Here is a 24,482-nt window from a genome sequence, read left to right as displayed (position 1 = left end):
AAATTTAGACATAAAAAAAGCACCTTTCGGTGCACTCAATTGATTTGATTTTAAAACTGCTGTTTAAATGTGGTTGAGATTCGCCACACACTACCGCCTAAACATGTTGGTGTGTAACTCGTATCTGTTTTAACTCGGACAGTGCCATCTAGTGGTGATTCCCATAGAAATGAATCTGCCCCTTGATGGTCATCAAAGAATGCCTTAATCGCGATAATCTCATCTTTCAAAGCCGTTCTTTGATAATTCCACTGCCCTTTTTTATTATTCAATCCAATAGACGCATGTTGCTCATATCCGTCACCGAAAACATTTGAAGCCACGTTAAAGGTTTGGGTATTTGAGTTGCCATCTAAATCAGATTTGAATGTGAATTGTCTGTCGCTCATTAGGATAATAAGCCCCCTTGCCATTTTTCATCACGTATTACTTTTCGTACCGCATCACGGACTATTGTTCGTATATTGGATGTTTTTACTTCAATAGAATGTAGTGCTAAAAATTCGTCATGACTTAGAACTACAAGCTCTTTGTTATTTTTCTCAATAATCCAGTCACCAAAGTGGATTATTGCATTGAAGTCATTACGTCTATAAGAGATGGTTATTTTTTGTGGTGTACGGGTTCCAACATAGCTGATCTGACCACCAAGTAGACTCAACACTTCGTCATCATTACCAACCATTCCAATTGGGTTCTTAAATTGAATTACCTTCATAGTATTCTCCAGATCATAAAAAAGGCTATTTACTCAGTAGCCCTCCTTGTCGTTGTTCTTGCCGAATGACTGTACGTACAACATTTCCAATCATTTGCCCTAGCTGTTTTTGGTTATCTGTACTTGCCCCTGATGTTGTCACACCTGAATCAGCCACACTCACAGAGATATTCACATCACCTTGTGATTGACTACTATTGCTACTCAACTGACTCGAAATTGAGCTAGAAGCACCACCTACAACACCACCATCGGAATAGCCACGAATACCCTTTCGGATTCCTTCAACGGCAGACACACCGCCTAGTCGAGCAATATCAGCTTGTGAAAATACAACCTCACCTTTATGCACCACACCTGCAGGTTCAAACACGCCACCATCACCAGTGTAACCACCGCTTGAGAAGCCTGCTATGGTCTGAGCTGCAATCATCCCAACGTTAGCCATCCCCATTCCAAGAACGACGCTAGCTGCTGTTTCTTTACTGACAACATCTAAATACCACTCACTACCCATAATTTGAGAGTATGCTTGAAAAGCATTGATCGTAGCGGAAGCAATGGCAAAAGCCTGTTGCATTGCGAACATAGTTTTATATACTCCACTTTGTTCACCAGCTTTATCTTTGATAATGCTTGTCATACTAGACCAAGCAGTAGATGTAGAAGATACTAATGAGTTCAAGGAAGAAAGCTGTTTTTGCATTACTTCATTTGAGGCATTATCACGATCTTTTGCGCCTTGTAATGCAATGGCTGTTCTTTGGTCCTCAAAAGCCTGTTCAACTTTCAATATCTCAGCATGCTTTTCATCAGGGCCAAGTGATGTGTCCCTAGCTATAGCACCATTCATCTTAGTTTGATCATCATAAGATTTATTTGTAGAGTCAATTTCAATCTTATTAATTTGTTTGAGCCTACCTTGTAAATCCACAGGTTTAGTAAACTCAACAATCGCATCTATATTTTTTCTAGCATCTTGAGATATTTGCGATATTTGAGCATTGAATTCAGCGATCTTAGCTTGTTGTGCCTCCTTAAATTTTGTTAAATCATAGGCATACTGAGCATCAATACCTTTTTTAGCAATTTGCTTCTGCTTCTCCGTTAAATCTACTGAAGCATCAATGGTTGCTTTCTTTACATTTGCATCCATCTCAAGTTTTTTCTGCCCAACCCAAGACCAACCATTTACAGATTGCTCAAATTGTAGATCGTTTAGCTTCTTCTGATTCTGAAATTGCGCTTCAGATTGCTCTAACTTTTCTTTTTTCTCAGCACCAGTATAGGTCAAACTAATATCACGAAGCTCTTTATCGTGATCTTGTTGCAACTTTTGATCTTTGGTGTAGAACTTTTCGGCAAGTTGGAGTTTGATTTCATAAAGCTTATCTTCATCTGCACCAAGCTTACTAATGTCAAGATCACTTGAATCACCATTTTTATTAACTATATTGGCTAACTGATCTCGATAGTTTTGCTCCTTTGCTTTCGCACCTTCTGCCTTACTTGCACCAATTTTATTGCCGTTATAATCCCACCTAACGTAATTGGTTCCAATGATCTTAGACAATTCAGATTGGCTCAATGAGTCATTAGTTAGGGCGTTCTTAGTCTGCTTATATGAACCATTTGTTGTGATTTCACGGATTGCAAATTTTGCTTGTGCATCAATAGCACTCTGATTGTTTTTAATCGTGCCATCATCATTCAATAAATCTTTTGAACGTAATTCACGTATAAGATCAGTTGCTCTATCTCCTTGATACGAAAACATACCAACATTTGTTTTTTTATTATTCGCATCAGTATGAGAACCAAACAAATATTTGTCATTAAAGTCATTTTCACGACCAACCTGTGCAGCCATTGCAAGAGCTTGGTTTTTTCCTAGACCAGCTTTTAAAAAAGCTTGATAGATTTGATAACCTCGAGCAAGTTGCTCATTTGCACTGAGATCAAGAACAGCTTGACGCTCTTTTTCTTTTGTTAGTTCTTTAGCAGCCTTGGCATTGTCATCTTGGCTATTTTTGAGCTTTTCTTGAAGTTCAAACTGCTTGGCAACAATATCGTTTTGCTCTTTGGTTAGAGACTGTGTGAAAGGAATTTTATTATCTTCCCTGAACTTCAAAATGTAATCATTAAAACGTTCACCGCGCTCAGTACCACCATTCAGCTTTTCATTATTTAACTGATACTGAGTTTTTAAATTCTGAGTATCTGTTAGCTTTTTCAAGTCACGTATTTTTTGGTTATACATTTCTTGGTTTGCTGCTGCTTGTCGTGCTGCCTCAGAACTTTGATCCATTCCTGTTTTTAATGAATCTAGTTTACCCTTAACATCTAGAAGCGTTTTGCTTGTATCAGTGTACTGGTCATATAAATCACTTAATTTCTCAATTTGATCAGGCGTAACTGTTGGAATCTTATTTAATTCTCTTAAAGCTTCACCTTTACTGATAATGCCTTGTCGAACCTTGTTAGAGATTTCAACAACCTGATAGTTTTCTTTATTGCTGTTTTGAATATCAATAACTTGAGCATTGTACTGACCAGACAGCTCTTTCATCTTTTTAGCTAAATCACCGTAGGTCTTACCTAAATCTTCTTGTGCACCTCGCTTTTGTGCACCTTGTAATTTAAGTAAATCTGCTGTGGTCTGTTGAGCATATTTAGAATTTTCTATCAATGCTTGGGTTGACTGATTGGTATTGTCTCTCATCAAAAGATAAGCTGCTGCCGCACCTGCAACCGTTACGCCTAAACCTACAGGGCCGCCAAGTACACCTATTAATGAGCGCCCAACTGTAAGGGCTGTCATTTTTGCTGCGTTATTTGCAAGTACAGCACGTGTTTCAGCATTCCAAGTAATAATGCTTGTGCCTATAGCAATAGTTTGCTTGACGATTTGTGCCGTAATCATGCCCATAAGCGCAGATATACCAAGCGTAGCAAAGGTATTGAAATTGGTTGCAATAAATTGAATACCATCTGCAAGTGCTTTTGCACTACCGCTTGCCTTACCTGTTTCACCTACAAACTTTGTGACTTCATTACTTAATACTGTAAATGACTGACCAAGCGTTGGTGATGTCTTAGCAAAAAGTTGATCTACAGATGCTTTAGATTTATCAAGTGCTTTAACGATTGCTTCAGAGGTAATTGCACCTGTTGCAGCAACAGTACGTAGCTGACCAACTGTAATTCCCATACCTTGAGCAACAGCTTTTGCAAGTCCGGGAGCCTGTTCAAGAACAGAGTTTAAATCTTCACCACGCAATGCGCCTGCTGATAAGGCTTGGTTGAACTGAACCAATGCTGCTTCAGATGCCATTGCACTAGATCCACTAATCGCAATCGCTTTAGATACGGTCTCAGTAATTTGTGCTGTATGTTGCATCGTTAAACCAAGCACTTTTGCATTGTTTGCAAAGCCTTGATATACCTGTGCAGCACTTTCCCAAGATTGATGTGTATTCTGAGCAATTTTAAAGGTATCAGTCATTGCCTGATTTAGCTCAGATTGACTTTTCGTTACTAGCTTTAGTCTGTTTTGTAGCCCTGTATACACATCTGATTTTTGAATCGCTTCAGATATAGAGAGATACCCACCCATAACCACTGCAAGCTTTTTTGCAGATGCAGTAAGTGCACCCACACCTTGGCTTGATTTATTGGCATTCTCACCAAAAGTTTTAACAGCCTTACTCGCATCATCACCACTTTTGGTTGTTTCTTTTAAGGCAGCAGCTAAAGCTTCCGCATTTTTTTGGGCATTTTCACCACTAATCTCAATAACCAAACGGCTTTTAGCTTCTGCCATGAGTTGTATCTCCAAATTTTAGGCAATAAAAAACCCACCGTTTGGTGGGTTTTATTAATCATGTAATATAGTTTAGTCATCTTTCATGACTTTAACGCATCTTAAGTACTTCTGATTTGCAAACTCATTAACAGCATTTTTCTTCGCTTCCTCTGTTTCCCATCTCGGCTCAGCATATGCACTATAGACGATATTTCTATAGTAATCTTTTAACGAATCTCTAATATTGGGAAAGTCATTAATAAAGTGAATATCATTAGAAATACTCCCATCTGTTTGACGCGATTCCATAATTGTACGGGCAAAGTCTGCCATGCCACTACAAAATTTATCAATACGTTCCTCGTCTACTTTTGTTCCAGCGAAAGCATTACTAACAGCAAGAGAAATTAAACACCCTAAAATTATTTTTTTCATATTCACTCCTGATTATTAAAGCAAATATAATTTATTGGGCAATAAAAAACCACCCATAAGGGGTGGCCTTTATAATCTTAAATATTAGAAATTATATCTAAGACCCACATTATAAGTGACTCCATTAAAATCACCTGCTTTGTCATTATAATGATTAATTCCACCATTAGATGAACAAGTACCACGACCTGTACTATTTGACTGTGTACCATTATTACATGTCGTTGGCTTAGTTACTTCCCATAGGAATTTATAACCAAGACCACCATATACAGAAAATTGTTGTGTCAGACTATAACCTGCTTCCAAACCAACAGGTAAAGTAATGAAGTTTACATTGTTCTGTAAAGCTGAACTACTTGCAGTCGCAAAACCTAAGCCTAATGTACCTAAAAGATAAAATTCATCATTTGCGATAAAGTTATACTGAGCACCACCAGCAATATCAAAGTAATCAACATCATTTTTATTTGCATGTTGATACTGTGTTTTAGCCCATAATCCATGATTTGTGGGATTGCTAGATATTCCTAAGCCAATACCACTCAGGTTTGATTTACCATTATTATCTTGAGATTTAGCATTAATACCAGTGTATTCAAGTGATACTGATGCAGCGTTGGCAAAAGAAGCTAGCGCTATTAATGATAATCCAGCTATTATTTTATTCATTATGTAACTCTTTGTTAAATTTCGCCCAAAATATAACAACAATGTGAATATATAGTAAAGAAATATTCTTTTAAATTTTGAATAAAAAAACCACCCGAAGGTGGTCTTTTTTAATAGCTTGACTTAATAACTCGGAACGCGTGTTCCCTCTTCTCCAGTATAAGGATTTGTATTTCCTATGCTGCTATAGTTATCTCTTTGAGTATTATTTTCCGAACTACGATGATATGGCTCAACATATGTTCCATTGCTGCGTGTATAACCTGATACTTCAGTATCATGACTACCATAAGAGTAGCCACTATAAGAAGATCCATTACGAGCAAATGAAGCTGTTGTTATTACACTTAAAATAGTGATCAGTAGTATTTTTTTCATTGTTAAGACCATTCATATAATGAGAAGCAAACTTAGCATTCTAATCTTAAATTAAATATTTTCTTTCCTAATATTTATAGTGCTTATGATTAAATAAAAAAATCCCTCATTTGAGGGATTTTTTTATTTAAAATTCTTATTTTAAAAGATTAGCACGTGCCATTATTTCTTGAGGAACATCCTGTTTTAAAACAACAGTTAGAGACTTTGTATTGGCAGTCGTTTTAACATTATTTGCCTCTAAAACAGCATTAACATCTTCAGGGCTTAAGCTATACATTGCACCTGTTAATGGATCCACAATTAATAGACCAATCAGACCACCAAATAATAAGTTTGCTACATACCAACCACTCACACCACCAGTAACCATAACAGTTTTTGTCTCATAACCATCTTTCGAGAAAGTTACCTGATACTGTTCTGATTTAAAGTAACCAGCTCCTTTTTTTAACGTAACTGTTGCTGGAGTTTGACCTGTATGAATCTTTTCACCACTACGGTTAGTAATTGTAATTTTAGAGTTATCTGGTACTGATTTAAATGACAACGTTTGAGTTGATCCTGAAATAATACTTGCACAGCCAGTAAAGCATAATGTTGTTGAAATTAGAGAAGCTGTTAAAAAACGTTTCATTTAATACTATCCATTCATAATATACATTAATTATCATATATTATAAGCATTGTTACAAATTTTACAATTTACCTCTACAATCTTTTAAAAACCTATCATCTAAAGCAAAAATACCCTCTACAAATACCACCGTTTCAATATCACAGCCATATACCTGAAAGTACGCCTGAATATCTTGTAGTGATAGATCAAGAGGTATTGCTTCGATATAACGACGTGAACGAGAAATAATGTTAAACGCACCTAGAATATAAGATGCGGTAAAACTTGGTTTGATTGGCTCAGGAGCTTTAAGCCCCAAAGCCTCACGTTGTTTTCTTTGGTGCTCAGTCGTTATTCCGTACTTTCGTTGCTCGTAGAGTCTGAGGACTTTCCCACTTCTTCAGCCAGTGTAGTTGTACGATCCTTTTCAAGCTCAAATGCTTTATTGATAACAAATGTCGCTATCTCTAATGACTCTTGCGTTTGTGTACATAGAATCTCAGCATTTTTAGCACTGTATTCAAATGGCTTGTTCGGCTCTGCATCGATACCAGTCCAACCAAGCAATAGATGTGAGATTGCACGATTAAAGGCTAACTTAGAACCTTCTGCCGTATCATCTGTAATTGCTTTGGCACCTTGCAACTCTTGTTCAGCTTGCATGTTATTTAGTTCAAGTGCACGGTTAAATGATGGCTTATTTGAACTAGCAATGAGCAGTCGAACCCCATCTTTATAGTCATACCAAACTTGTGAGAACTCAGCTTTAGGCGGTTGTTCAATCTTGATTAGCATGTATTAACCTCCTGTTTTAGCTAACGTACGTGTGATGGTTGGTGACACTTTGATATGGTTATAGTTGATACTGACGTTAATCATATCTTCTGCACCACCATCAGGGTGATTGGCTTCTGCAACTTCAAGCTGTGGGAAATCAAAGGTGTACTTATTCCCTTTTGGATCTGCAATTTCAAAGTGTACTGGCATCGTTGCGCGAGTTTTGATGTAATCGATGTAAGTCGCTGATTGAGCAGAAAATGAATACGACGTATTAAGAGTAATATCGATCATCTTTTCTAAATACGTTTGAGCAGATAGTTTCTGGTTACCAATACAACGGATTGCTTCAAGGTTGTTATTAATGGTCAATTCAGCAGATTGTAGACAAGCTGTACCCACAACACTTTGACCATTTACAGTCAATGCACCTACATTCAAAGCCGATACAATGACAGAATCAGCAACAGGTTGAGGGTTGGTGACTGGATTTGCTGAGGCACGTTCAAAGTCAGTACCCATCAAGTTAAACTTCGTTGAAATCTTACCTGTGGTTTGAATACTGAGTGTTGCTTGATTAAAGCGTACACCACGGTAAATAAAGACCTGACCAATATCATCAAAGACTTTGACGAAGGTAAATGTTTTACGTGTATTACCACCGAAATTTAGTACGTCACTGTTCCAATCATTCATTGCCACGGCTGACAAGAACTCATCGAATAGACCCACAGACAATTCGACTTCTAACGTACCTGTAATTTCTGATTCAGTGGCCATACCGCCTTGACGGAATCGTGTTTCCACAACACTGTCAGATTTTGCAGTAGTGACATTCTCAGTCAGACCATCATTAACACGACGTACGGTTTTCCAAACTGGTGTGCTTGGGGTTGTGCCCGGTGTATCTTCGGCACAGTAGTAGAGTTTAATACGAGCACCTGAGCTCATGGCATTCTCCAAGATTTAGACGTAAAAAAACCGCTAGATGCGGCAATAAAAGTTTTGTAGCGTATCAAGTTATTTTCTTACATTTACTGCTATGCTATTTGAGGCAAATACAAGGAAAATAAAATGGGATTTAGGTACAGAAAATCATTAAAAATAGCTCCCGGACTAAAGGTAAATATTGGGAAAAATGGTTTTACAAGCGTATCGATTGGAAAGAAAGGCGCTTCAGTAAATATTAATAAGAAAGGAACTCGCTCAACAATTGGCATACCTGGAAGCGGATTGTCTTACAGCTCATATAAGCCTCACTCACAAAATCATAATAAGGTCGATAATCCACCTAAACGACCTAGCCTCTTAAAAATACTATTCACACTAGTATTTATTTTCTTTATGGGCTTGATTGTAATTGGGCTATTTTCAAATAAGAGTGATACTTCTATAAATAAAAATATCAATACACAAACATCTAATGACCAAGGTATTGCTAATAGCCAAAATCCAAATGATACTTTAAGTATTAAAACCTCTATACATCAAAAAACAGATTAAATATCTATTAGTTAATACGATAAGGCACCCGAATATATCGCAGGATGAAATCTGTATTTTCATCCTGCACGACTTCGCCATTTAAACTTTCAAGCTGCTCTACTTGGTAATACTCCAAATGACTTAACCAAGCATCAACCAGACTATTCAATGCATTTAAACCTGTGTTTGGTCGTGCATAGCATGTAATTTGAATGATTGATGTTCTGCGTGTCTGTGGGGCATCTGCAATGCCACTTATCAGCGATTGGCTTGCAAGAATATCAACTGAACACCACAGACCACTTGTTGGCACTGTAAATGGCTGTTTGCTTTGTGGGTATAAGATACGGCTTTGATCTATGCCAGTGAATTGACTCACACGCTCAAGTAAAGCGGTATGAGCCTGTGTGAGTGTCATCATTTATATTTCTCTTGTACGAGTTGGAATGTAAGACCGTATAAGCCTTGGGGTGCTTTCTTTGAATAACCATTAATTGTTTTAACTGTTTCAGGCTTTTCAGTGAATGTACCGTATTCAATCTTCATTGCCTGTGGTGCATTGGTTTGAATATATACCGTGGTAAATGGCACAAGACCGTTAAGTTTAGAAATCCCTTTCGAGATGGTTGATTGTCCAGTCTTATCGGCATTGTTAGGGTTATAGTTGTAATCAGGTTGTCCAATACTCAGATTATGAGAGCCACGAAATATGCCCTTATCTACAGGTGATTGGTAAATCACACCTGTTAAAGCAGTTAAGGCAATCGCTCGTTGTCTTTCAGTGAAATCAGATTCGATCATTTTTGAAAATTCACTCGGATCTAATGTCCAGCCCATAATCACACCTTCCTCAACTGAACTTTCCAAATACTGTCCGTTGGGTCGGCACCAATATTGATAATCTTAAAATTACCCTTACTGGTTACCCAAACATCGTTTATTTGAGGTTCTGCCGTGACTTCATTTTGCAGAACTGTAGCCTTTGCATCGTCCGCCTGATAATCGTTTGGCTTTACTAAATCTTTTTGGTACGAGCCAAACAATACCCCACGACCTTGATACGTTACGGTTTGTTCACCTTCATATTGTTCAGTGACAGGATTGTATTTGCCTGAGTAAGTCACTTTTGAACAGGTAAAGGTATTTATGGCATCAGCCAAATCATCATTAAAAGCTTCTGCTAGTTCTGATTGAATATCATCACGAATACCCATGATTAGTTCCTTGTCATTGGAATAGTGAACATTGGCTTTCTGATCTGCTCCGCATCAATTAACGCTAATGCAATCTGTTCAAACTTAGAAACTTTACGACTATTTTCAGCAAAGGTTTTGGCAACACTTGTTCCTGTTTGTGCAGATACTGTTTTACTTAAAACCTTTTCGGCCTGACCTGAATATAGATCCCCTGATAGAACTCCCTTAATGATTTCAGATGCAGCAACTTTTAAATTGTCGGAAATCACCTTCGGCTCAAAACCAATTTGATTTTTCATCCAAGTATTTGCAAGTAGAACTAAACGAGCTTTATCACTGTCCGGTGCAAAGCTCATTCCTAAAATATTGTTTGCATCATCAATTGAGATAAAGCCCATACTTTTAACCCTGCAATAGCGTAATCAGTTCATCTTTTAATGCACCTGACTTAAATTCGATACCCTTTGATGCGAGTAGTGCCTTTAAGTCATCAATTTTTAAATCGTTGTAATTCGCACTTTCAAGCAAAGCAACTCTCGCCTTCATAGCATCAACATCATTCTGAAAAGTCACAAATTCAGACTGAGCCATTACCAGTTGTTGTTCTGTCTCCTGTAACTTTTTGGATACTGCATCAAACTGTTCAAGTGGTACAAATCCGTCTGTATCAAAAGTAGGTACTGTATTCTTATACTGCTCAGGCACATCACCACCGACCTCATCGCATACTTCCACTGTATCTGAGGCATGACAAGCGGATGCTTTACGCAGTAACCAACCTTCTGATTGTTTTTCTGCGATATGTTCTGGTGAGAAATCATCGGTAAACCAAAGTTTCTTTTTCATTCTTCATATTACCCATTAAAAAAGCCCCTTTCGGGGCAATGTATTACTTCGACTTAACCAAAACACCTGCAGTATCTTTAATACTTGAGGCTGTTAAATCCCAATTGGTTGGCGTTGCAATTGCTGTATCACTTGGTGATTTACCACCATTGGCTTGATCCCACGCATAACCTTTCACACCAACGTTATAAGACCATTCAGCTTGATAAGTATATTTGAGGTTTTCACCACCTGTTGTTGGTACCAATTCAGCATTAAAGTCTTGATTATCACTAATCACCAATGCACCTTCAACAAGACCAAGAGTGTTGTAATAGGTATTTGCACTTGCAGTGGTTGATAGTGCTGGAGAATCTGTCACAACGAATACACGGCCAAATGGATCTCGTACAACATTGATACCATCGTAAGAGAACAAGCGCTCCGTATTGGTTAATGCATTATCAAATAAGTTATGCATTGTTGTTGAGTGAAGAATCCAAGAGCGTAAAGCACCTGAACGGTCTCCCATGCGTGAAGCACCTTTATTTAACAGTCGGAAGCTTGGATCAGATGTACCATCACCTTCTACAGCTGTAGTATTTCCTGAGATAGCCGATGCTGCACCCGACAAACCAGCATTTAACATATCGCCTAGTTTTGCCTTAGCAAGTTGCTCACCAATCATGAGTGCAGCCAATTCAGGATTTTGTTGTACCCATAGATATTGCTGCTTTTCATACTCGATAGGCGGTGTTCCTGCTGCTACTTTCACTGCAACATTTAACAGCTGTTCTAACTTTTTGGCTTGTACTGTACCATCACCATAGGCATTACGACGACGCACTAAACCGCTAATGTTTTTAAATGATGCTTCAATATCGAAATCACCATTCGTTGCTTTGTTTAATAGAACAATTGAGCCTTGTGAGCTTTCATTAAACTTATCTACATCTTGAGCAATCGTTTCAGTCATTGCAAGATAAGTTTGTTTATTAAATACTTGTAAATCAAAAGGCATTTGCCTTCTCCTTCATTCAATTATTGGTTTTCTGTCGCTTGCTTGAGATAAGCAACTTTTTCATCTTTCGTTTTGCATTCGCTTAATGATTTTGGTCCATGAGATTTACTCCCCTGACCACTAAAACCGCCACCTGATGACTGATTGCCTTTAAGAATTGAGTCCTTATATTGGTATCCACCCACTAAGGTTTCTAATGCTTCATCAAAGCCTGCAATTTCGCCTGGGCGAGTACGTGAATAGAGCTTTTGACCATTTGCGTCATAACCCACCACTTTTCCATCTTCAATTTTGAAGTTATTGCCAAAAGTGGCTTGAATCATGTCAGTAGGAATCGCGATATTGTCTTGAATAAACTTAGATCGGGCGAAACCACCACCGATTAACTCTTGGTGTAATTGGTTCTGTACTTGATCTCGTTCTTTTGTGAGTTGTTGAAGTTGAGGTTCATACGTTTGTTTTAGTGCTTCTGTGAGTTCAGTTTTCACTTTCTCAATTTCACCTGCATCCACAAGCTTTTTAGCATCAAGATTTTGAACGGTTTGTAAGGCTTGTTTTGCCTTGCTTGCATCTAAGCCTTCAAATGCTTTGAGTGATGTTTCTGCCTGTTCTTTGGCTTCACGATGGTTTTTTACTTCCGCATTCAATTGGCCAATTTTTGCAACTGTCTGCACAGCATCAAAACCAACCTCTTTGCCATCATCATGCACATAAACAGGCAAACCTTGATCACTTAAGACCGCATATGATTTACCTTCAATTTCAACTGTTTTGATTTTCATGGGTTATCCAACCTTTACTATTTAATGAGTTTCCACTCGGTTCGCTGTTGGCATCCGCTTTCAGCAGGCATAAAAAAACCACCCGAAGGTGGTGATATATATTTAGAATTTAAGATCTACTTACTTTTAAAGTTTTTTCCATGAATCGAGTTAAAAATCGGTCTTTTAAAAACCAAGCGAAAACTTTTAACCCTAAAAGAACTATTAGCAGCATAAGACTTATAGCAAGCAAGACTAAGACCAACTGAATACTTTTTTCCTTACTTATAATTTTTATAAAATCCAATGAATAAATTAAAACGCCATAACTGAGGCCTATTATTAATAAATAAATAACTAATCCTATCCACATTTTCTTAGAGGATCTTTTAATAAAGTCTGCATCGATTGTCTCTAAAGGCTCAAACTGTTTAGTTTCAGCATTAAACTTTAATTTTTTATTGCATTCTTTATATAGCCAAACAATATCAGTAACATTTTCATAAGCATGTAAAGCCTGCAAAATTGGTAATGTTTGACCCTTAAGCTTTAGGAGTTGCTCATATTCTAATTTTAATAAGTCATATTCAAATATAGCTCTTTCTGATTCTGTTAATAAATTAGAATCTAGCATTTTTTTCAGCTGTTTCTTATATTTCTCTCTTTCTCTTATTCCCCACAGATCTTTGATCAGCTCAGCATTCTTAACTTTTGCATAGAATGCCAAAAAACCTAAAATTCCAAAAGATAATATATATGCCAGTGACCACCAAGAATTTAGACTGTTAATAACCCCATTAATATCAAACATTCTGCGACCCTAATAAAAACTGCCAATATATTAGGAGTTATCTAAAATCTCTAGCTCTTTCAACGTAAAAACTTGCCCCGACAACGGATCAACAAACTTGTCTAAGCTGTACTTACCATCTTTATATAACCTATACCGTGCAGGTCCTAACCAGTTCTTTTGAAACGCTTCATCTTGTTTATTAAACCATTCCTTAAATGATGTATTGCTATCCACTGTTTTAATGTCTTTACCATTATTTGATGGACGTTGCCCTATCGTTTCACCCGATTCATCTACACCAACCAAAATAGACCTACAATGGGGATGTAAAGGTGGCTTTCGTATATCAGGGGCTCCAACTTTCCAAATCGTGCCATCAAGACTCGCACATATTTTTGATGTTCTGCTATCAAGTACAGATACAAACTTAAGATACTTCGCACCAAGCGCTTCAAACGTACTAACGTATGTAACATTGGAGACATGGCTTCTTGCTGTCCTTACCATGGCATCAATACTATTTCTCGACTGATTCAGTAATCCATCTTGATAGTTAAACTGCTTTGTACCTCGTATACGTTGCATTATTTGCTGATTCATCTGTCCTTGGTTAATCCCATCACGGATAACATTTTCAACCTTTAGCCTTGTATCATCTGCAATCTTACTAAATAGCGAATCAACCAAGGTACCACCCGTTAAGGGCGTATTTTGAACCTGACTCATTAAAGCTTTTCCATCTGCCTTAATTACCTGATCTTCAAACTTTCTTGCAATATACTGTGCCTCATAGATTGCTAATGCTGTCGCACTAACATTAAAACCATCAAGTAAGACTGCACTTAACTTTTGTTGCCATTCTTGGATTAGAGTTTGAATGTCTTTTAGGTTATTGGTGGTGTACTGACCTGACATTAATGCCGTCTTTTCGGCATCACTTAAATCATCAAGTAAATCTCTTAATTGTGAAAGCATCTGACTCGTATTGCTATCAAATGCCTTTAACAATGTCACGACTTCACTTGAAGACAGACGATATAGATATGCTTGATGTTGTATTAGATCATTGAGATTGTCCTGATCCATTGCTTACTCCATTAGGCTGATAACCACCAAGTGGCGCATTGACCTGTTCTTCTTCAAGCAATGCTTGTACTTCTTCCCAAGAATAATCAGGCACTACACCAGTACGCTGATACTCATACCAACCTTTGTACGGATAGCGATTGGATAAACACGCTTCCCATAACTGCTTGGCACGTTCAGGATCAAACTGAGGTTTACTAAAATCTTGATCGATACTAAACATGAGGTCTTCGCTATTTGGCAACATAAACCGAGCTATCCACCCCAATGCTTGTGTAAATGCACTACTGATATTGACTGTACATAAAGATAAAACTGAATGCTGCACAGCATCATCATTATTGGCTTGTGTTGCTGTCTTTGTTGCAGAGCCTTGTTCAATTAGACGTGCACCAATTTCCTTCATTTGCTCCCATTTCTTATCCATAGCAGTTTGCGACAGTGTATTTGGTTGTGCTTGAACCATTTCAATCTTTGTGGGAAACGCATTTTTACAGCCGATATATAAACCATCTTTTTTAATGAGCTCATACATATCCTCAGTAACATCAGGCATTGAAAATTGAGGTTGTCCTACAAAATAAACCGACTCTTGAAAGTCTGCCGAATCTTGGTAATGAGCAAGGTTTAAATCGACTAGCTCTAATAAAGGCGGATTATCTAAAGCTGTTGAATTATCTATAGCACCAATAAAAGTAAATGGAATATAGCTCCATGTATTACCGTTATAGTCTGTTGGCGTGTACTTCTCTTGAGGTGAGAATAGACTGTCATCAGTGCTTTTATAAAGCTGCACAGTAAAGACATATTGGCCATTTAAGTTTTCAAGACGCAATACTCTGTACTGGGATGATGTAGTCATCTCAAAATCATCATTCTCACGTACAGTCACTGTTTCTTTGATAACAACCAATGAAAGCTTTTGCTGATTTCCCACCATGACTGTATCCCAATTGATTACAGCAACAGCAGGTAGAACATGCATCATGGCATAAGCGTTCTTTTGCTTATCATCTTGGCGTGTTTTAGACGGCTCAACTTGAGGAAAGTCTACATATAACGCACAACGATAATGCTTCAATAAATAACGTAAGGCGGTCTGTGTCAGTTGATAGACACTCATACCTTGCCCATTGGCATTTATATCTAAGTAATCGAGTTCATTGGGTCTTTGGAAATCTGGGAGTTTTGCGTATGCAGCACCAACCAAACTACCTAATGTTTTTCCTGTCACACCATAGAAAACTGCATGTTCAAGATACGTCTTATATTGTTGTTGCGCTTCAACTGATGTGTCTTGCTTGTTATGTCTAGAAAGGTAGGTTTCACCTTTCTTTTTAACTTGGCTTTGCCCCTGACAAACATCATCAACCTTAACCCATATTGGTAGGTTAGCAATATAGTCAGGATGCGGAAATGAAACGTCTGTCATCGTGCAAATCCTATTTTTAATGAAGTGAGTTTCTTAACAATCGGGAATCGTTTAACAACGTAGTAACCAAACGCATCTAAGGCATGATCAAAACCACCTTCTTTATCAGGCATACCATGCTTGTCATACGCCTGTTGTTCTAATGCCTCTGTAAGATTTGGACACTTATCCGTATTTACAAATAATCGTCTTTCGCCTTGAGCATTTAGGATCATGGCATTACATGCATTCAATCTGTCCTTAATTGCAGGGTTTGTACCGTCAACAACCAATGAGAAGCCTGCTTGTCTTAAAATGCTGTGGTCAGATTCACTACTGTTCTTAGATGATTTCGCTTGCCCTGCTGCATCTGGATAAATCGTAATATGATGATTGGGATATCTTGTTTTGATTAACTCAGCCATTGCAGGCGTATCCCGAACATTAATCAATTCATCTACCACATAAGGCAAACCATCACGAACCACAAAAACCACTGCTGCCATCTTTAATACGTTGAAGTCCATACCGATATGCAATGGCTCTTTATCGACGATACTGACATCACTGTGATTCAATGTGCGATTAAACTCAGGATACACAGCACCACTAGTTAAGTTGACAAAACGACCTTCTAAATAAGCATCTAGCAACTGTGGTGAATAGGACTCTCTTAAACCCTCAATATAGCTTTCAGGTAAATACGGATTAGATCGCGTTGGTGCTCTATAAAGTACATATTTGCTACTGGCTTTCTTTTCCCAGCGTTCATAACAGAATCTAAATCCTTCAGGTGTTGTTCCCACTGCACAAGTATTTGCAATCTTATTTGGCTTACGTTGACGGCATCGAGCTATGATCTTGTTCCATGCATTCTGAGCATGTTCAGTTTTTAAAGTATCTAGCTCATCAATGACAGCATCTGCAATTTCAAAACCTACAATCGAGTCGGCATTCTCCATACTGCGACAAACAATCTCGCCATACCCAGCAATATAAAAAACCTTTTCAGCCTTGTTCAGCTTAAAACTAAGTCCACATTCTCTAAGCAATTCAGAGATACGTGGAAATGCAATCAATCGAATAAGGTCATGTGTCGGTGCAAAATAGCCTTGGTTGAGTTTGGGATAAGTTAGCTTTTGTATAATCAGGCGCTTGAATAGACTTTCTGATTTCCCTGCACCAAAACCACCAACAAATAATGGATATTGAGCTGTACTAAATACAAAGTCATCTTGTGGAGCAGTGAGTGTGAAGTCAATTTGCATCTTTCCCCACCCTAACAATGTTTATCTGGACTGTATTGTCGCCATCTTCATTATTTTCTGCTTCGATTTTAGCAATCTCTAATTCATGCTTTTTAGCAACTAATTTTGAAATCCGATCTAAGCCAAGTATTTTAGCTTTTCCCATTGTTGCTGCAATCATCACATTAGCTTGGGGTCTGCGTGTTTCATCACCTTTAGCGGCAAGTCGAGCTTGTTCTAATTCATCAAGTAGCATATCAACTGTGATGTTATGTCTTACTTGGTGATGTGTTCTTATTTGCTTCAACCTTACCGTAATCTTACCGTTCTTTAGCAATTCACTTGCTTTGGTATTTACTGTGCCCTCACTCATTGAATCCGCATCGTAGGCTTGTCGATACGCCTCCGAAGCGTTCCCCAATTCAATATAGAGTTGGCAAAATTGTTCTTGCTTCGGAGTTAATTTTAACTCCGTCATGTTTCTATCCTGCAGATGTTAAAAAACCACCTCGAAAGGTGGCTTATTGAAAAATAAAAATCTAATCCAAATTAAAACCAACTGGATCTGATAAGTCCCAATATTCACTATTGGCAAGCTTCTCTTTTAAATGCTCTTTATTTATTTCATCAATATGCACATAAAAGAATCTTGTTTCGCCTTCTTTGCTTAGCATCATTAAATTATATCGCTCTAGGTTGTCTTCAACTTTACGCATACCCATATGTATTGCTCTTGGGAAGCTTGAATTATTTGTAACCTTTTTATCAAAAGCAACCCAATCTAAAGGATTCGAGCGAAGCTCATCTTGTACATTAACCACCTTTCCTTCGTATGGGCCACCAAGCCAACCTATTCTCATGTTTTTATAATCTCTTGTTTGAATGAGCTTTGATAATGAACCCAACTAGACTAACTTTCAACCACCCACATCAAATCATCAGGTGTTTCTAAATATCTCCCCTGCACCACACAAAAGTCATGAATGCTATTTAAGTACTCACTCATCTGAGCAACACTTGCTTTAGTCGTACTAGTCATCCGAATAACATGCTGAGCTATTGCTTCATACTCTTCTTGCTCATTCTTTTTAAGCTGCTTAATCGCCTGACACATCTCAGCAAATTCAGCATCATCCCTATTATATATCCCTATGAGAAACTTCTTCTTAAAATAGAAATGCTCTGAGTCTTTATCAGATCCAATATGCTTGGACCACTCATTAAGCCATTTCCAGTACAGTCTATTTTGTGCTGCACTTCGATCTTCTTGTTTAGTTGATACTTTAACAATGAGAGGTGTCTTATTTTCTAAAGCTTCCTCTCTATTTCTGCTTAAGCAGTCTTGAACTCGTAACTGGTCAGTATGAGACTTGATGACGAATGTTTGTTTTAGATCCATCGTCATTTCCCCACGTTTAGTTACCCAGTTACTTGTCTTCTAATTGTTGCTTCACGATCTTATAAGGTACGCCACGAAATAGGATAGTTTTCCCATTTTCAGCAGACTCTCTAAAATCTGCATAGCAATACGTAAAACCCACAAAGAACGCTATAGCAAGTAAAAATAAAACACCCAATACTTCTAACATTAGAAAATCTCACTCTCGTCCATTACTAACATACGATTCGTCTTAGCCAACATCTGTTCAAACCACAACTTCGACTCATCGCGTTTCATGCTTGAGTACGTGTCGAATTCGTAATGGCATTTATGGCAAAGCGGTATCGTGTATTCATCACTAGCCTTAATACCTCGACCTTTCCCATGCTCAGTAAAATTGCTATGTGCTGCTTGGGAGTAAGGACCACCACACTTCACACAAGGCAATGATCTAACCGCGTTTAAACGTTGATTACTTCGCATAGTTGCTCGTCCTTGAGCTGTTGGATTAAAGAAACTTAATCGCAAGTGTTAAAAGTTCAGACTTAGCATCAGGGCCTAGTAGATCAACACCGTGCTGAATGAAGTTGTATGCTGCTTCTAAATCTTCAACACCTTTTTTAATTACGCCTTCCGCTTCTGTTGCGATAGTCGTAATTGTACTTTCTGCAGATTGTTCTGTTGTTGGTTGTGCTGTTTGTGGTTGTTGCTCTAAATCAGTCATGATGACTTCCTTTTGTTGGGGTTTAAAAAACTGTATGAAGAATGCGAATATGCTGAATATCTTAGTGAGCATTGATCTGTTCTCTAATGTTCGCTATGCACTTCTTGAAATAAGTAATCTTCTTATCTGTATGAATTAAATCGTCATAGCCCATTAATTCACGAGATAAGCTTTGGTATTTGTTGAGTTCTACTTGGTATTTTTTTAAGTGCTTACGTGCTTCTATGATGTTCATAAGCACTCCTTTACTATTGAGTGAGACAGATTGTTAGTGACAATAAAAAACCACATTGCCAAAACTGAAAATGTGGTTATTAAATTCAAATTATCTTTAAAAAGCGCTTTCTATTTCTTCACAAAATTTTTTAATTGCTTGTCTAGGCTTAGTATAAATGACTTTGCTTTTGTCTTCTTCATAGCCAAAATCCAAATGTTTTATTCTATTATGCAATTTAGTTTTCTCTAATGTTAAAGTTAGTTGTTTATTTAGAGGGTTTTCATCATGAATATCAAGCAAGGGACTAATCTGTTGTACATAATATTTATAGTCCTTAAAAATGTTTGTCATAGATGCTGATTTTTCGTAAACATTTTGCGTACCATCTTTTTCTATTAAAAAATAACTTAATAGTATTTCATAATAGATGTCATCATATAATGAATTGTAATTTAAGATTTCTTTGCCAAATTTATCCATTACTTGACTTGTAAACTTTATACGTTCTTGATGATCACCTTTCTCGCCAATACTTTCATAAAGTCTATGTATTTTTTGGATTGAACGCTCATATTTAATATAAGTATGAAATACCTTTTCAGTCCTTTCTTTGCACTTTTTTATTTTTTCATTTTTTTCAGCAGTCTGATTCTTTTGGCCTTCTTGCCATTTCCAAACATATATACCAAAGATTAATGTCATGGGAGTTGTTAATGGTGAAATAAAACCGCTGAAATTATTTATCAACAAGACCATAATGATCACTATATAGGCTATATAACCCATAATCACTATACCTAACGAACATTTTAATTGAATCCAATCAGTTATCTTTTCCATCTATTTTTATTGATAAAAATGCATTATCTCAATTATACATTAATTAAAAAACCGCACTACCAAAACTGATAGTACGGTTAAGCTAGCCTTAGCATTCGACATATTAGCTCGGCCAACTGCTAATACACCGCTACTCACAATCACATAAACCTAACATGCACGGCCTGCTTTACTTGCTTTCGTTCCTTTATGGTCGGGCGTACCAATAGCCCTAGTTTGGGGTTTTACTCGATGGCATGTTCTGTAGGTGGTAAACCTACAGGCAATAAAAAAGCCCAACAATTGAATGTCAGGCTTTTGTTGTTGATGGCAAGTTGCGAACCTTGCTTGCGGTTATTTCAGTAACACTTTTCGGATTTCATCTGCCATACGTATCAAGGTACGCATCTTCGTATAGCTGTTACCATGCACCACTAAATTCATGTGTCGTCAATTCGACTAACTAGTACCTACTAGATTAAACTCGCTGTGCCTCTCTAAACCGAAGTTTAGACCTCCAAGAAACCCTGTATCGCCTACAGGATGCATCAACAAAAATAGTCAAACCAAAGTAAGACCATCTTAGTAAAACTATACCTTAGTTTCCGATAAATTGGAAACTTAATTTTTTGCTTCTTTTATTGTTTCTTTTTTATACTTACCCATGACTTCATTGGCTTCTTCGATTGCACTTTCCATAGCTAAAACCATAAGCTCCTCATAAGGCTTCCATGTTTTTCTATACACATCAGTATCCATTTGAAAACTACGAATACCTGAATAGAATAATCGTGCTTTTATTGTCTTGTAGGATTCATCCATTTCAGGATCTAAAGCAAAATCAATTACCATTCGAGCAATCAACCATGCCATGTGATACATCGCTATACCTTGTGGCTCTCTCTTCTTATCCTGTGTCGCATTTAAGATCATCACATTCGCCAAATGATTACGCACATATTCATAATCACTCTGCGACTTATACCCAAATAACACCAGCGAAGCCACCGACTTAGCAAGTTGTGTTTCAATCTTAGCAATTACGCCAAGTCGGTCTTGATAATCCAAAGGTTTTGCTCCTGTACCGTGTATGTTTGGCTCAAAGTTTGGAGATGAAGCAGTCAACCCCTTCATATACCACTCAAAGTTTTCAAATTTTTCAGCAACTGCGTTCATCTCTAACCCTTATCCTTTTTGTATTACTGTTATTGCTTGATCTACACTCTCAACCACGTAAACCCGACCACGCCATGTTTCATGCCATACCACCTGATCAGGCGTTAGCTTTCTACTTGATTTTGGCTTACTTCCATCCTTCACTTCGAGTAGGTAGTTATTGTTCCGAAACCCACACAACAAATCGGGACAACCTCGCCCCACCGAGTGCAAGTGTTCTACTGTGCACCCGATCTGACGTAATGCCTGAACAATCTCTGTTTGATTGGCATCGACTTTGGCAGCTCTACGCATCTTTATCGCCTTGTAGTGCTTTTTCTAATTCAGCGATTGAGTATTGAATTTCCGTACATTCATCCCATGTATTCAGATTTTCAAATTCACTTAAGACTTCTTTTTTTCCCTTAATGATGTTTCGAACTGCATCAACTTGTTTCTGCAATACATCAAGTTTCTTTTGCTTATCCTGCCAAACGAACCAAGCTCCATTTACAAACTGCTCAGAAAAATCCGAGCCACCTATACTTTCAAAAATCCCATGATCTTCGTTATATCTATATTCATTAGTAAGCCCATATTCATCTAAAAACTGTGCTTGGTCATGTTTATTCATGTCTACTTACCCTCACATGCGTAAGTCGTGCCACGAACCATATAGGTTTTTTGGACTTTACAGATGTTAATAACATTTTCTCTTTCTTGATCTTGCAGGGCTTTAAATCGCTCCTCACCACGTTCATGACTAATAACAACTATGGGAATTGTGAAAATAAAAAGAGTTACACACAAAATTTCACCAATATACTCATTAAGAAACTCATTCGCTTTCATTCCCCACACCCCACTAGCACTTCTTCCAACTCAGTTAATGAAACGCTACTTTCACAACGTATATCGTCATAACAACGCTTCTCTGCATCGTAATAAACTGCCCACTGAGGTGCTGCTTTAGCGATTCGAGATGCTCTTGCAACTCCCTGTGATTGGATAAAATCTACTGCTTTCATACAACACCTACTTGTTGTGCTTGAGCTTTAATTACCTTTCTCAATTCAGCTCTTTGATCACTGAGTTCTTTTGCCTTGATACAAAACTCACATCTGCATTTATGCTTCTTGTAAGCTGTGACAGTCCCATGTTTTATCTCTTGCTTGTAAGTAAGTCCAAATAGATCTTCACACCAATCAACGGTTTGTTGGTCATTCTTATTTTTCATGCACTCAACCTCGCATCTGCCCAATTACACTCAACTTGAATCAACCCATCATGCTGTAAACGAGACCACAGACGATCCCCTAAGCTGTTTCTCAATTCAGCCAATGTGAAGTTAGAAATAATCATTGTTGGTCTCTTTGCGTCATAGCGTGAGTACAGAACTTTGTGCACCAGTTGCAATCTTGATTCATGCTGATCATGCAATCCATACTCATCAATGATTAACAAGTCGTACTCTGTATAGCGATAAATGGCACTAGCTTCGCTGTCATCGGCTTTTTTCCATGCGTTTGATACATCGGTAGCCATGTCTTCAGAAGTGATGTATCTCGCGTATTTTTTGTTGTTCATCACGTTTCTTGCAACAGCACATGCAAGGTGTGTTTTCCCTGTCCCTGTTCTACCGGTCATCACAAGGTTTTTACTTCCACCTGAGATAATCGTCCTCGCAAAATTTAAACATTCAACTTTGGAAATTCGCTGACCATCGTTCGTGATGTTGTAATTTTTGAAACCGCAATCTGCATGTCGAGTTGGAAGCATGGCACTTGCAAAGTGTTTTTCACGAATGCTGTGATCAACCTGATCTTGGTGTTTTTTGTTCCCAACCTGAACCGACTCGATACAGCAAGATTTACACACCGTACGACCACCAATCTGAATTTTTGATTCGTTGTGTTTCACGCAATATTCCGAAGTCTTTTGGAAATCAAGCTGAAAGCGATGTTGTGTATTCAAGGCGTTCACTCCATGTCTCCTAGCTCAAGATCGTCCACAGCAGGTGCGTATTGTTTTACTTCACCCCATGCATCGTTGACGTTGCGAGATTTGCTTGTCGGTTTGTTTTCGTGAGCAACAGGATTGGTTTTTGAGTTCTTGATCCAGTTCAACCAAGTCGTCATCCATTTTTGTGGTGTTTGCTTGCTAGCCGATAGTGACCATTGGCAGAGTTTGTTGAGTTCAGCCTTGAGGTGTTGTTCAGAGAATTCAGGAAATGAGATTTTTGCTTGAGCTAAAAAATCACTTCCGATTTTGTGTTGCTTGCTGAGGTCTTCAAGTGAGTAAAATTTTAGGTCGTCGTTGTGGTATTTCACGAACTGCAACAGAGCGATGTTTTGAGCTTGAAATTCCTCGCGCGCTTCCTCCTCATTTTGTTTAATATTTTTATTTAAATATATTTGTTTAACAGGGTGACATGCCATGTCACTAGTGGTGGGTACATGGCATGTTACTGGTGTAGTATCATCGTATGTACCTAGTGCATCGCATGTACTAGGTACATCGTGTGTTACCACTTCAACAGGAATTCTTTGCTCAAAAGTAAGCTCATATACACTACTTTTACCTCTCTGTTTGGTGATAGAAATCAGCCCAAATTTAGCCAATTCTGTCATGTATTTTCTTACCGTACGCTTGTCACCAATACCAGTAATTTTCATTACTAATGCCTCACCAAGAGCACTCGCTTCTTTATGAAATCCTGCGATATGACGGTTAAGAAGCACTAAACATTTCAATGCATGACCATCAAGCACAGCAAGATAACCTTCATCACAAATAAAATTTGGTAAAGGCGCGAATCCTTCAGATTTGTTTTGCACCGCTTTACGCTCTTTTTTTCTTGGGAAAGAAACTACTTCGCCTTGAGGTTGTTGTAGTTCTTGTGCTAAATTACTTTGCATATTTAATTTCTCTTACCGTGAAGTTGAATTGAAAAGCCT

At 37.8% G+C, this 24,482-nt stretch carries 37 protein-coding genes and 1 pseudogene; 1 reads left to right on the top strand and 37 read right to left on the bottom strand.

Translation table 11 applies throughout. From position 1 onward, the window contains the following. Nucleotides 1-50: 50 nt before the first annotated feature. The 10 genes from AC1MPL_RS07220 to AC1MPL_RS07175 all read right to left on the bottom strand — a co-directional run bounded on the left by AC1MPL_RS07220 (nucleotide 51) and on the right by AC1MPL_RS07175 (nucleotide 8,355). The gene (locus AC1MPL_RS07220; RefSeq protein ID WP_479765110.1) at nucleotides 51-389 is read right to left on the bottom strand and encodes a phage tail protein; all 339 of its coding nucleotides are present in this window, start codon (nucleotides 387-389) and stop codon (nucleotides 51-53) included. Then, the gene (locus AC1MPL_RS07215) at nucleotides 389-718 is read right to left on the bottom strand and encodes a hypothetical protein (RefSeq protein ID WP_479765109.1); all 330 of its coding nucleotides are present in this window, start codon (nucleotides 716-718) and stop codon (nucleotides 389-391) included. The genes AC1MPL_RS07220 and AC1MPL_RS07215 overlap by 1 nt, the downstream gene beginning before the upstream one ends. Before the next feature lie 25 nt (nucleotides 719-743). Continuing rightward, the gene (locus AC1MPL_RS07210) at nucleotides 744-4,541 is read right to left on the bottom strand and encodes a tape measure protein (protein ID WP_479765108.1); all 3,798 of its coding nucleotides are present in this window, start codon (nucleotides 4,539-4,541) and stop codon (nucleotides 744-746) included. A gap of 72 nt (nucleotides 4,542-4,613) precedes the next feature. Further along, entirely contained in the window at nucleotides 4,614-4,958 is a 345-nt protein-coding gene (locus AC1MPL_RS07205; protein WP_479765107.1) for a hypothetical protein, read from the bottom strand. Nucleotides 4,959-5,042: 84 nt separating this feature from the next. Beyond that, a complete protein-coding gene (locus AC1MPL_RS07200; RefSeq protein ID WP_479765106.1) occupies nucleotides 5,043-5,630 on the bottom strand; it encodes a hypothetical protein in 588 nt (195 codons plus the stop codon). Nucleotides 5,631-5,753: 123 nt separating this feature from the next. Then, nucleotides 5,754-6,008 carry a hypothetical protein gene (locus tag AC1MPL_RS07195; protein ID WP_479765105.1) on the bottom strand — a complete coding sequence of 85 codons (255 nt, stop codon included), beginning with the start codon at nucleotides 6,006-6,008 and terminating at the stop codon, nucleotides 5,754-5,756. Between the two features lie 136 nt (nucleotides 6,009-6,144). Beyond that, nucleotides 6,145-6,645 carry a peptidase associated/transthyretin-like domain-containing protein gene (locus tag AC1MPL_RS07190; RefSeq protein WP_479765104.1) on the bottom strand — a complete coding sequence of 167 codons (501 nt, stop codon included), beginning with the start codon at nucleotides 6,643-6,645 and terminating at the stop codon, nucleotides 6,145-6,147. Between the two features lie 61 nt (nucleotides 6,646-6,706). Continuing rightward, nucleotides 6,707-6,946: a hypothetical protein gene (locus AC1MPL_RS07185; protein ID WP_479765103.1), complete on the bottom strand. Its 240-nt coding sequence runs from the start codon at nucleotides 6,944-6,946 to the stop codon at nucleotides 6,707-6,709. A gap of 32 nt (nucleotides 6,947-6,978) precedes the next feature. Further along, on the bottom strand, nucleotides 6,979-7,422 hold the full coding sequence (locus tag AC1MPL_RS07180) for a hypothetical protein (RefSeq protein ID WP_237413910.1): 444 nt from the start codon (nucleotides 7,420-7,422) through the stop codon (nucleotides 6,979-6,981). A 3-nt stretch (nucleotides 7,423-7,425) separates the two neighbouring features. Beyond that, nucleotides 7,426-8,355 carry a phage tail tube protein gene (locus tag AC1MPL_RS07175; protein ID WP_479765102.1) on the bottom strand — a complete coding sequence of 310 codons (930 nt, stop codon included), beginning with the start codon at nucleotides 8,353-8,355 and terminating at the stop codon, nucleotides 7,426-7,428. Nucleotides 8,356-8,478: 123 nt separating this feature from the next. On the opposite strand from AC1MPL_RS07175, the pseudogene AC1MPL_RS07170 reads away from it, so the two are divergent. Next, nucleotides 8,479-8,656, top strand: a pseudogene (locus AC1MPL_RS07170) (DUF4236 domain-containing protein); the annotation flags it as partial. Nucleotides 8,657-8,914: 258 nt separating this feature from the next. On the opposite strand, the gene AC1MPL_RS07165 reads toward AC1MPL_RS07170, so the two are convergent. The 27 genes from AC1MPL_RS07165 to AC1MPL_RS07035 all read right to left on the bottom strand — a co-directional run bounded on the left by AC1MPL_RS07165 (nucleotide 8,915) and on the right by AC1MPL_RS07035 (nucleotide 24,443). Beyond that, entirely contained in the window at nucleotides 8,915-9,310 is a 396-nt protein-coding gene (locus AC1MPL_RS07165; RefSeq protein WP_479765101.1) for a hypothetical protein, read from the bottom strand. Further along, the gene (locus AC1MPL_RS07160; protein ID WP_479766184.1) at nucleotides 9,307-9,726 is read right to left on the bottom strand and encodes a hypothetical protein; all 420 of its coding nucleotides are present in this window, start codon (nucleotides 9,724-9,726) and stop codon (nucleotides 9,307-9,309) included. Before AC1MPL_RS07160 ends, AC1MPL_RS07165 begins: the two co-directional genes overlap by 4 nt. Nucleotides 9,727-9,728: 2 nt before the next feature. Further along, the gene (locus tag AC1MPL_RS07155) at nucleotides 9,729-10,103 is read right to left on the bottom strand and encodes a glutamate 5-kinase (RefSeq protein WP_479765100.1); all 375 of its coding nucleotides are present in this window, start codon (nucleotides 10,101-10,103) and stop codon (nucleotides 9,729-9,731) included. 2 nt (nucleotides 10,104-10,105) lie between these two features. Further along, a complete protein-coding gene (locus AC1MPL_RS07150; protein ID WP_479765099.1) occupies nucleotides 10,106-10,483 on the bottom strand; it encodes a hypothetical protein in 378 nt (125 codons plus the stop codon). A 4-nt stretch (nucleotides 10,484-10,487) separates the two neighbouring features. Next, entirely contained in the window at nucleotides 10,488-10,931 is a 444-nt protein-coding gene (locus AC1MPL_RS07145; protein ID WP_479765098.1) for a hypothetical protein, read from the bottom strand. A 43-nt stretch (nucleotides 10,932-10,974) separates the two neighbouring features. Then, nucleotides 10,975-11,931 carry a major capsid protein gene (locus tag AC1MPL_RS07140; protein ID WP_479765097.1) on the bottom strand — a complete coding sequence of 319 codons (957 nt, stop codon included), beginning with the start codon at nucleotides 11,929-11,931 and terminating at the stop codon, nucleotides 10,975-10,977. 20 nt (nucleotides 11,932-11,951) lie between these two features. Continuing rightward, the gene (locus AC1MPL_RS07135; protein ID WP_479765096.1) at nucleotides 11,952-12,713 is read right to left on the bottom strand and encodes a DUF6651 domain-containing protein; all 762 of its coding nucleotides are present in this window, start codon (nucleotides 12,711-12,713) and stop codon (nucleotides 11,952-11,954) included. Nucleotides 12,714-12,822: 109 nt separating this feature from the next. After that, on the bottom strand, nucleotides 12,823-13,503 hold the full coding sequence (locus AC1MPL_RS07130) for a BTB/POZ domain-containing protein (RefSeq protein ID WP_479765095.1): 681 nt from the start codon (nucleotides 13,501-13,503) through the stop codon (nucleotides 12,823-12,825). A 30-nt stretch (nucleotides 13,504-13,533) separates the two neighbouring features. After that, nucleotides 13,534-14,571: a minor capsid protein gene (locus AC1MPL_RS07125; protein ID WP_479765094.1), complete on the bottom strand. Its 1,038-nt coding sequence runs from the start codon at nucleotides 14,569-14,571 to the stop codon at nucleotides 13,534-13,536. Beyond that, entirely contained in the window at nucleotides 14,549-16,003 is a 1,455-nt protein-coding gene (locus tag AC1MPL_RS07120; RefSeq protein WP_479765093.1) for a DUF4055 domain-containing protein, read from the bottom strand. Before AC1MPL_RS07120 ends, AC1MPL_RS07125 begins: the two co-directional genes overlap by 23 nt. Beyond that, nucleotides 16,000-17,250 (bottom strand): phage terminase large subunit family protein, encoded by a 1,251-nt coding sequence (locus AC1MPL_RS07115; RefSeq protein WP_479765092.1) that lies wholly within the window; start codon nucleotides 17,248-17,250, stop codon nucleotides 16,000-16,002. Before AC1MPL_RS07115 ends, AC1MPL_RS07120 begins: the two co-directional genes overlap by 4 nt. Next, nucleotides 17,240-17,707: a terminase small subunit gene (locus AC1MPL_RS07110; RefSeq protein WP_479765091.1), complete on the bottom strand. Its 468-nt coding sequence runs from the start codon at nucleotides 17,705-17,707 to the stop codon at nucleotides 17,240-17,242. The genes AC1MPL_RS07115 and AC1MPL_RS07110 overlap by 11 nt, the downstream gene beginning before the upstream one ends. A gap of 61 nt (nucleotides 17,708-17,768) precedes the next feature. Continuing rightward, complete coding sequence (locus AC1MPL_RS07105; RefSeq protein ID WP_479765090.1) at nucleotides 17,769-18,089, bottom strand: hypothetical protein; 321 nt, start codon at nucleotides 18,087-18,089, stop codon at nucleotides 17,769-17,771. Between the two features lie 50 nt (nucleotides 18,090-18,139). After that, nucleotides 18,140-18,628 carry a hypothetical protein gene (locus AC1MPL_RS07100; RefSeq protein ID WP_479765089.1) on the bottom strand — a complete coding sequence of 163 codons (489 nt, stop codon included), beginning with the start codon at nucleotides 18,626-18,628 and terminating at the stop codon, nucleotides 18,140-18,142. Nucleotides 18,629-18,656: 28 nt separating this feature from the next. Continuing rightward, on the bottom strand, nucleotides 18,657-18,818 hold the full coding sequence (locus AC1MPL_RS07095) for a hypothetical protein (protein ID WP_195772394.1): 162 nt from the start codon (nucleotides 18,816-18,818) through the stop codon (nucleotides 18,657-18,659). Continuing rightward, complete coding sequence (locus AC1MPL_RS07090; protein ID WP_479765088.1) at nucleotides 18,818-19,093, bottom strand: DUF968 domain-containing protein; 276 nt, start codon at nucleotides 19,091-19,093, stop codon at nucleotides 18,818-18,820. Before AC1MPL_RS07090 ends, AC1MPL_RS07095 begins: the two co-directional genes overlap by 1 nt. Nucleotides 19,094-19,118: 25 nt before the next feature. After that, on the bottom strand, nucleotides 19,119-19,334 hold the full coding sequence (locus AC1MPL_RS07085; RefSeq protein ID WP_237413141.1) for a hypothetical protein: 216 nt from the start codon (nucleotides 19,332-19,334) through the stop codon (nucleotides 19,119-19,121). Between the two features lie 61 nt (nucleotides 19,335-19,395). Continuing rightward, a complete protein-coding gene (locus tag AC1MPL_RS07080) occupies nucleotides 19,396-19,569 on the bottom strand; it encodes a hypothetical protein (protein ID WP_479765087.1) in 174 nt (57 codons plus the stop codon). A gap of 96 nt (nucleotides 19,570-19,665) precedes the next feature. Continuing rightward, a complete protein-coding gene (locus AC1MPL_RS07075) occupies nucleotides 19,666-20,337 on the bottom strand; it encodes a hypothetical protein (protein WP_479765086.1) in 672 nt (223 codons plus the stop codon). Between the two features lie 654 nt (nucleotides 20,338-20,991). Next, nucleotides 20,992-21,546, bottom strand: coding sequence for a hypothetical protein (locus tag AC1MPL_RS07070; protein ID WP_479765085.1), 555 nt, complete (start codon nucleotides 21,544-21,546; stop codon nucleotides 20,992-20,994). Nucleotides 21,547-21,555: 9 nt separating this feature from the next. Further along, the gene (locus tag AC1MPL_RS07065; RefSeq protein WP_479765084.1) at nucleotides 21,556-21,840 is read right to left on the bottom strand and encodes a PDDEXK family nuclease; all 285 of its coding nucleotides are present in this window, start codon (nucleotides 21,838-21,840) and stop codon (nucleotides 21,556-21,558) included. Further along, nucleotides 21,833-22,159 carry a hypothetical protein gene (locus AC1MPL_RS07060; protein ID WP_479765083.1) on the bottom strand — a complete coding sequence of 109 codons (327 nt, stop codon included), beginning with the start codon at nucleotides 22,157-22,159 and terminating at the stop codon, nucleotides 21,833-21,835. The genes AC1MPL_RS07065 and AC1MPL_RS07060 overlap by 8 nt, the downstream gene beginning before the upstream one ends. 2 nt (nucleotides 22,160-22,161) lie before the next feature. Next, nucleotides 22,162-22,377, bottom strand: a complete 216-nt coding sequence (locus tag AC1MPL_RS07055; RefSeq protein ID WP_237413988.1) for a hypothetical protein — start codon at nucleotides 22,375-22,377, stop codon at nucleotides 22,162-22,164. Further along, on the bottom strand, nucleotides 22,374-22,553 hold the full coding sequence (locus tag AC1MPL_RS07050; protein ID WP_479765082.1) for a hypothetical protein: 180 nt from the start codon (nucleotides 22,551-22,553) through the stop codon (nucleotides 22,374-22,376). The genes AC1MPL_RS07055 and AC1MPL_RS07050 overlap by 4 nt, the downstream gene beginning before the upstream one ends. Then, nucleotides 22,550-22,762, bottom strand: a complete 213-nt coding sequence (locus tag AC1MPL_RS07045; protein WP_237413989.1) for a hypothetical protein — start codon at nucleotides 22,760-22,762, stop codon at nucleotides 22,550-22,552. The genes AC1MPL_RS07050 and AC1MPL_RS07045 overlap by 4 nt, the downstream gene beginning before the upstream one ends. Beyond that, nucleotides 22,759-23,499: an ATP-binding protein gene (locus AC1MPL_RS07040; protein ID WP_479765081.1), complete on the bottom strand. Its 741-nt coding sequence runs from the start codon at nucleotides 23,497-23,499 to the stop codon at nucleotides 22,759-22,761. The genes AC1MPL_RS07045 and AC1MPL_RS07040 overlap by 4 nt, the downstream gene beginning before the upstream one ends. A 5-nt stretch (nucleotides 23,500-23,504) precedes the next feature. Continuing rightward, nucleotides 23,505-24,443 (bottom strand): hypothetical protein, encoded by a 939-nt coding sequence (locus tag AC1MPL_RS07035; protein ID WP_479765080.1) that lies wholly within the window; start codon nucleotides 24,441-24,443, stop codon nucleotides 23,505-23,507. Nucleotides 24,444-24,482 lie beyond the last annotated feature (39 nt).

It is taken from the genome of Acinetobacter sp. N1-1 (assembly GCF_056711485.1).
This window is presented reverse-complemented; position numbering and strand designations above follow the sequence as displayed.

What these genes read in the sequence shown, in the direction of transcription:
- AC1MPL_RS07090 (WP_479765088.1), bottom strand. Translation starts at nt 19,093, where the DNA reads ATGCGAAGTAATCAACGTTTAAACGCGGTTAGATCATTGCCTTGTGTG.
- AC1MPL_RS07110 (WP_479765091.1), bottom strand. Translation starts at nt 17,707, where the DNA reads ATGACGGAGTTAAAATTAACTCCGAAGCAAGAACAATTTTGCCAACTC.
- AC1MPL_RS07160 (WP_479766184.1), bottom strand. Translation starts at nt 9,726, where the DNA reads ATGGGCTGGACATTAGATCCGAGTGAATTTTCAAAAATGATCGAATCT.
- AC1MPL_RS07050 (WP_479765082.1), bottom strand. Translation starts at nt 22,553, where the DNA reads ATGAAAGCAGTAGATTTTATCCAATCACAGGGAGTTGCAAGAGCATCT.
- AC1MPL_RS07155 (WP_479765100.1), bottom strand. Translation starts at nt 10,103, where the DNA reads ATGGGTATTCGTGATGATATTCAATCAGAACTAGCAGAAGCTTTTAAT.
- AC1MPL_RS07220 (WP_479765110.1), bottom strand. Translation starts at nt 389, where the DNA reads ATGAGCGACAGACAATTCACATTCAAATCTGATTTAGATGGCAACTCA.
- AC1MPL_RS07105 (WP_479765090.1), bottom strand. Translation starts at nt 18,089, where the DNA reads ATGAGAATAGGTTGGCTTGGTGGCCCATACGAAGGAAAGGTGGTTAAT.
- AC1MPL_RS07130 (WP_479765095.1), bottom strand. Translation starts at nt 13,503, where the DNA reads ATGTTTGATATTAATGGGGTTATTAACAGTCTAAATTCTTGGTGGTCA.
- AC1MPL_RS07140 (WP_479765097.1), bottom strand. Translation starts at nt 11,931, where the DNA reads ATGCCTTTTGATTTACAAGTATTTAATAAACAAACTTATCTTGCAATG.
- AC1MPL_RS07100 (WP_479765089.1), bottom strand. Translation starts at nt 18,628, where the DNA reads ATGGATCTAAAACAAACATTCGTCATCAAGTCTCATACTGACCAGTTA.
- AC1MPL_RS07175 (WP_479765102.1), bottom strand. Translation starts at nt 8,355, where the DNA reads ATGAGCTCAGGTGCTCGTATTAAACTCTACTACTGTGCCGAAGATACA.
- AC1MPL_RS07195 (WP_479765105.1), bottom strand. Translation starts at nt 6,008, where the DNA reads ATGAAAAAAATACTACTGATCACTATTTTAAGTGTAATAACAACAGCT.
- AC1MPL_RS07205 (WP_479765107.1), bottom strand. Translation starts at nt 4,958, where the DNA reads ATGAAAAAAATAATTTTAGGGTGTTTAATTTCTCTTGCTGTTAGTAAT.
- AC1MPL_RS07045 (WP_237413989.1), bottom strand. Translation starts at nt 22,762, where the DNA reads ATGAAAAATAAGAATGACCAACAAACCGTTGATTGGTGTGAAGATCTA.
- AC1MPL_RS07070 (WP_479765085.1), bottom strand. Translation starts at nt 21,546, where the DNA reads ATGAACGCAGTTGCTGAAAAATTTGAAAACTTTGAGTGGTATATGAAG.
- AC1MPL_RS07180 (WP_237413910.1), bottom strand. Translation starts at nt 7,422, where the DNA reads ATGCTAATCAAGATTGAACAACCGCCTAAAGCTGAGTTCTCACAAGTT.
- AC1MPL_RS07115 (WP_479765092.1), bottom strand. Translation starts at nt 17,250, where the DNA reads ATGCAAATTGACTTCACACTCACTGCTCCACAAGATGACTTTGTATTT.
- AC1MPL_RS07215 (WP_479765109.1), bottom strand. Translation starts at nt 718, where the DNA reads ATGAAGGTAATTCAATTTAAGAACCCAATTGGAATGGTTGGTAATGAT.
- AC1MPL_RS07035 (WP_479765080.1), bottom strand. Translation starts at nt 24,443, where the DNA reads ATGCAAAGTAATTTAGCACAAGAACTACAACAACCTCAAGGCGAAGTA.
- AC1MPL_RS07055 (WP_237413988.1), bottom strand. Translation starts at nt 22,377, where the DNA reads ATGAAAGCGAATGAGTTTCTTAATGAGTATATTGGTGAAATTTTGTGT.
- AC1MPL_RS07125 (WP_479765094.1), bottom strand. Translation starts at nt 14,571, where the DNA reads ATGGATCAGGACAATCTCAATGATCTAATACAACATCAAGCATATCTA.
- AC1MPL_RS07145 (WP_479765098.1), bottom strand. Translation starts at nt 10,931, where the DNA reads ATGAAAAAGAAACTTTGGTTTACCGATGATTTCTCACCAGAACATATC.
- AC1MPL_RS07150 (WP_479765099.1), bottom strand. Translation starts at nt 10,483, where the DNA reads ATGGGCTTTATCTCAATTGATGATGCAAACAATATTTTAGGAATGAGC.
- AC1MPL_RS07095 (WP_195772394.1), bottom strand. Translation starts at nt 18,818, where the DNA reads ATGTTAGAAGTATTGGGTGTTTTATTTTTACTTGCTATAGCGTTCTTT.
- AC1MPL_RS07120 (WP_479765093.1), bottom strand. Translation starts at nt 16,003, where the DNA reads ATGACAGACGTTTCATTTCCGCATCCTGACTATATTGCTAACCTACCA.
- AC1MPL_RS07135 (WP_479765096.1), bottom strand. Translation starts at nt 12,713, where the DNA reads ATGAAAATCAAAACAGTTGAAATTGAAGGTAAATCATATGCGGTCTTA.
- AC1MPL_RS07165 (WP_479765101.1), bottom strand. Translation starts at nt 9,310, where the DNA reads ATGATGACACTCACACAGGCTCATACCGCTTTACTTGAGCGTGTGAGT.
- AC1MPL_RS07190 (WP_479765104.1), bottom strand. Translation starts at nt 6,645, where the DNA reads ATGAAACGTTTTTTAACAGCTTCTCTAATTTCAACAACATTATGCTTT.
- AC1MPL_RS07075 (WP_479765086.1), bottom strand. Translation starts at nt 20,337, where the DNA reads ATGGGTTATATAGCCTATATAGTGATCATTATGGTCTTGTTGATAAAT.
- AC1MPL_RS07060 (WP_479765083.1), bottom strand. Translation starts at nt 22,159, where the DNA reads ATGAATAAACATGACCAAGCACAGTTTTTAGATGAATATGGGCTTACT.
- AC1MPL_RS07200 (WP_479765106.1), bottom strand. Translation starts at nt 5,630, where the DNA reads ATGAATAAAATAATAGCTGGATTATCATTAATAGCGCTAGCTTCTTTT.
- AC1MPL_RS07080 (WP_479765087.1), bottom strand. Translation starts at nt 19,569, where the DNA reads ATGAACATCATAGAAGCACGTAAGCACTTAAAAAAATACCAAGTAGAA.
- AC1MPL_RS07065 (WP_479765084.1), bottom strand. Translation starts at nt 21,840, where the DNA reads ATGCGTAGAGCTGCCAAAGTCGATGCCAATCAAACAGAGATTGTTCAG.
- AC1MPL_RS07085 (WP_237413141.1), bottom strand. Translation starts at nt 19,334, where the DNA reads ATGACTGATTTAGAGCAACAACCACAAACAGCACAACCAACAACAGAA.
- AC1MPL_RS07210 (WP_479765108.1), bottom strand. Translation starts at nt 4,541, where the DNA reads ATGGCAGAAGCTAAAAGCCGTTTGGTTATTGAGATTAGTGGTGAAAAT.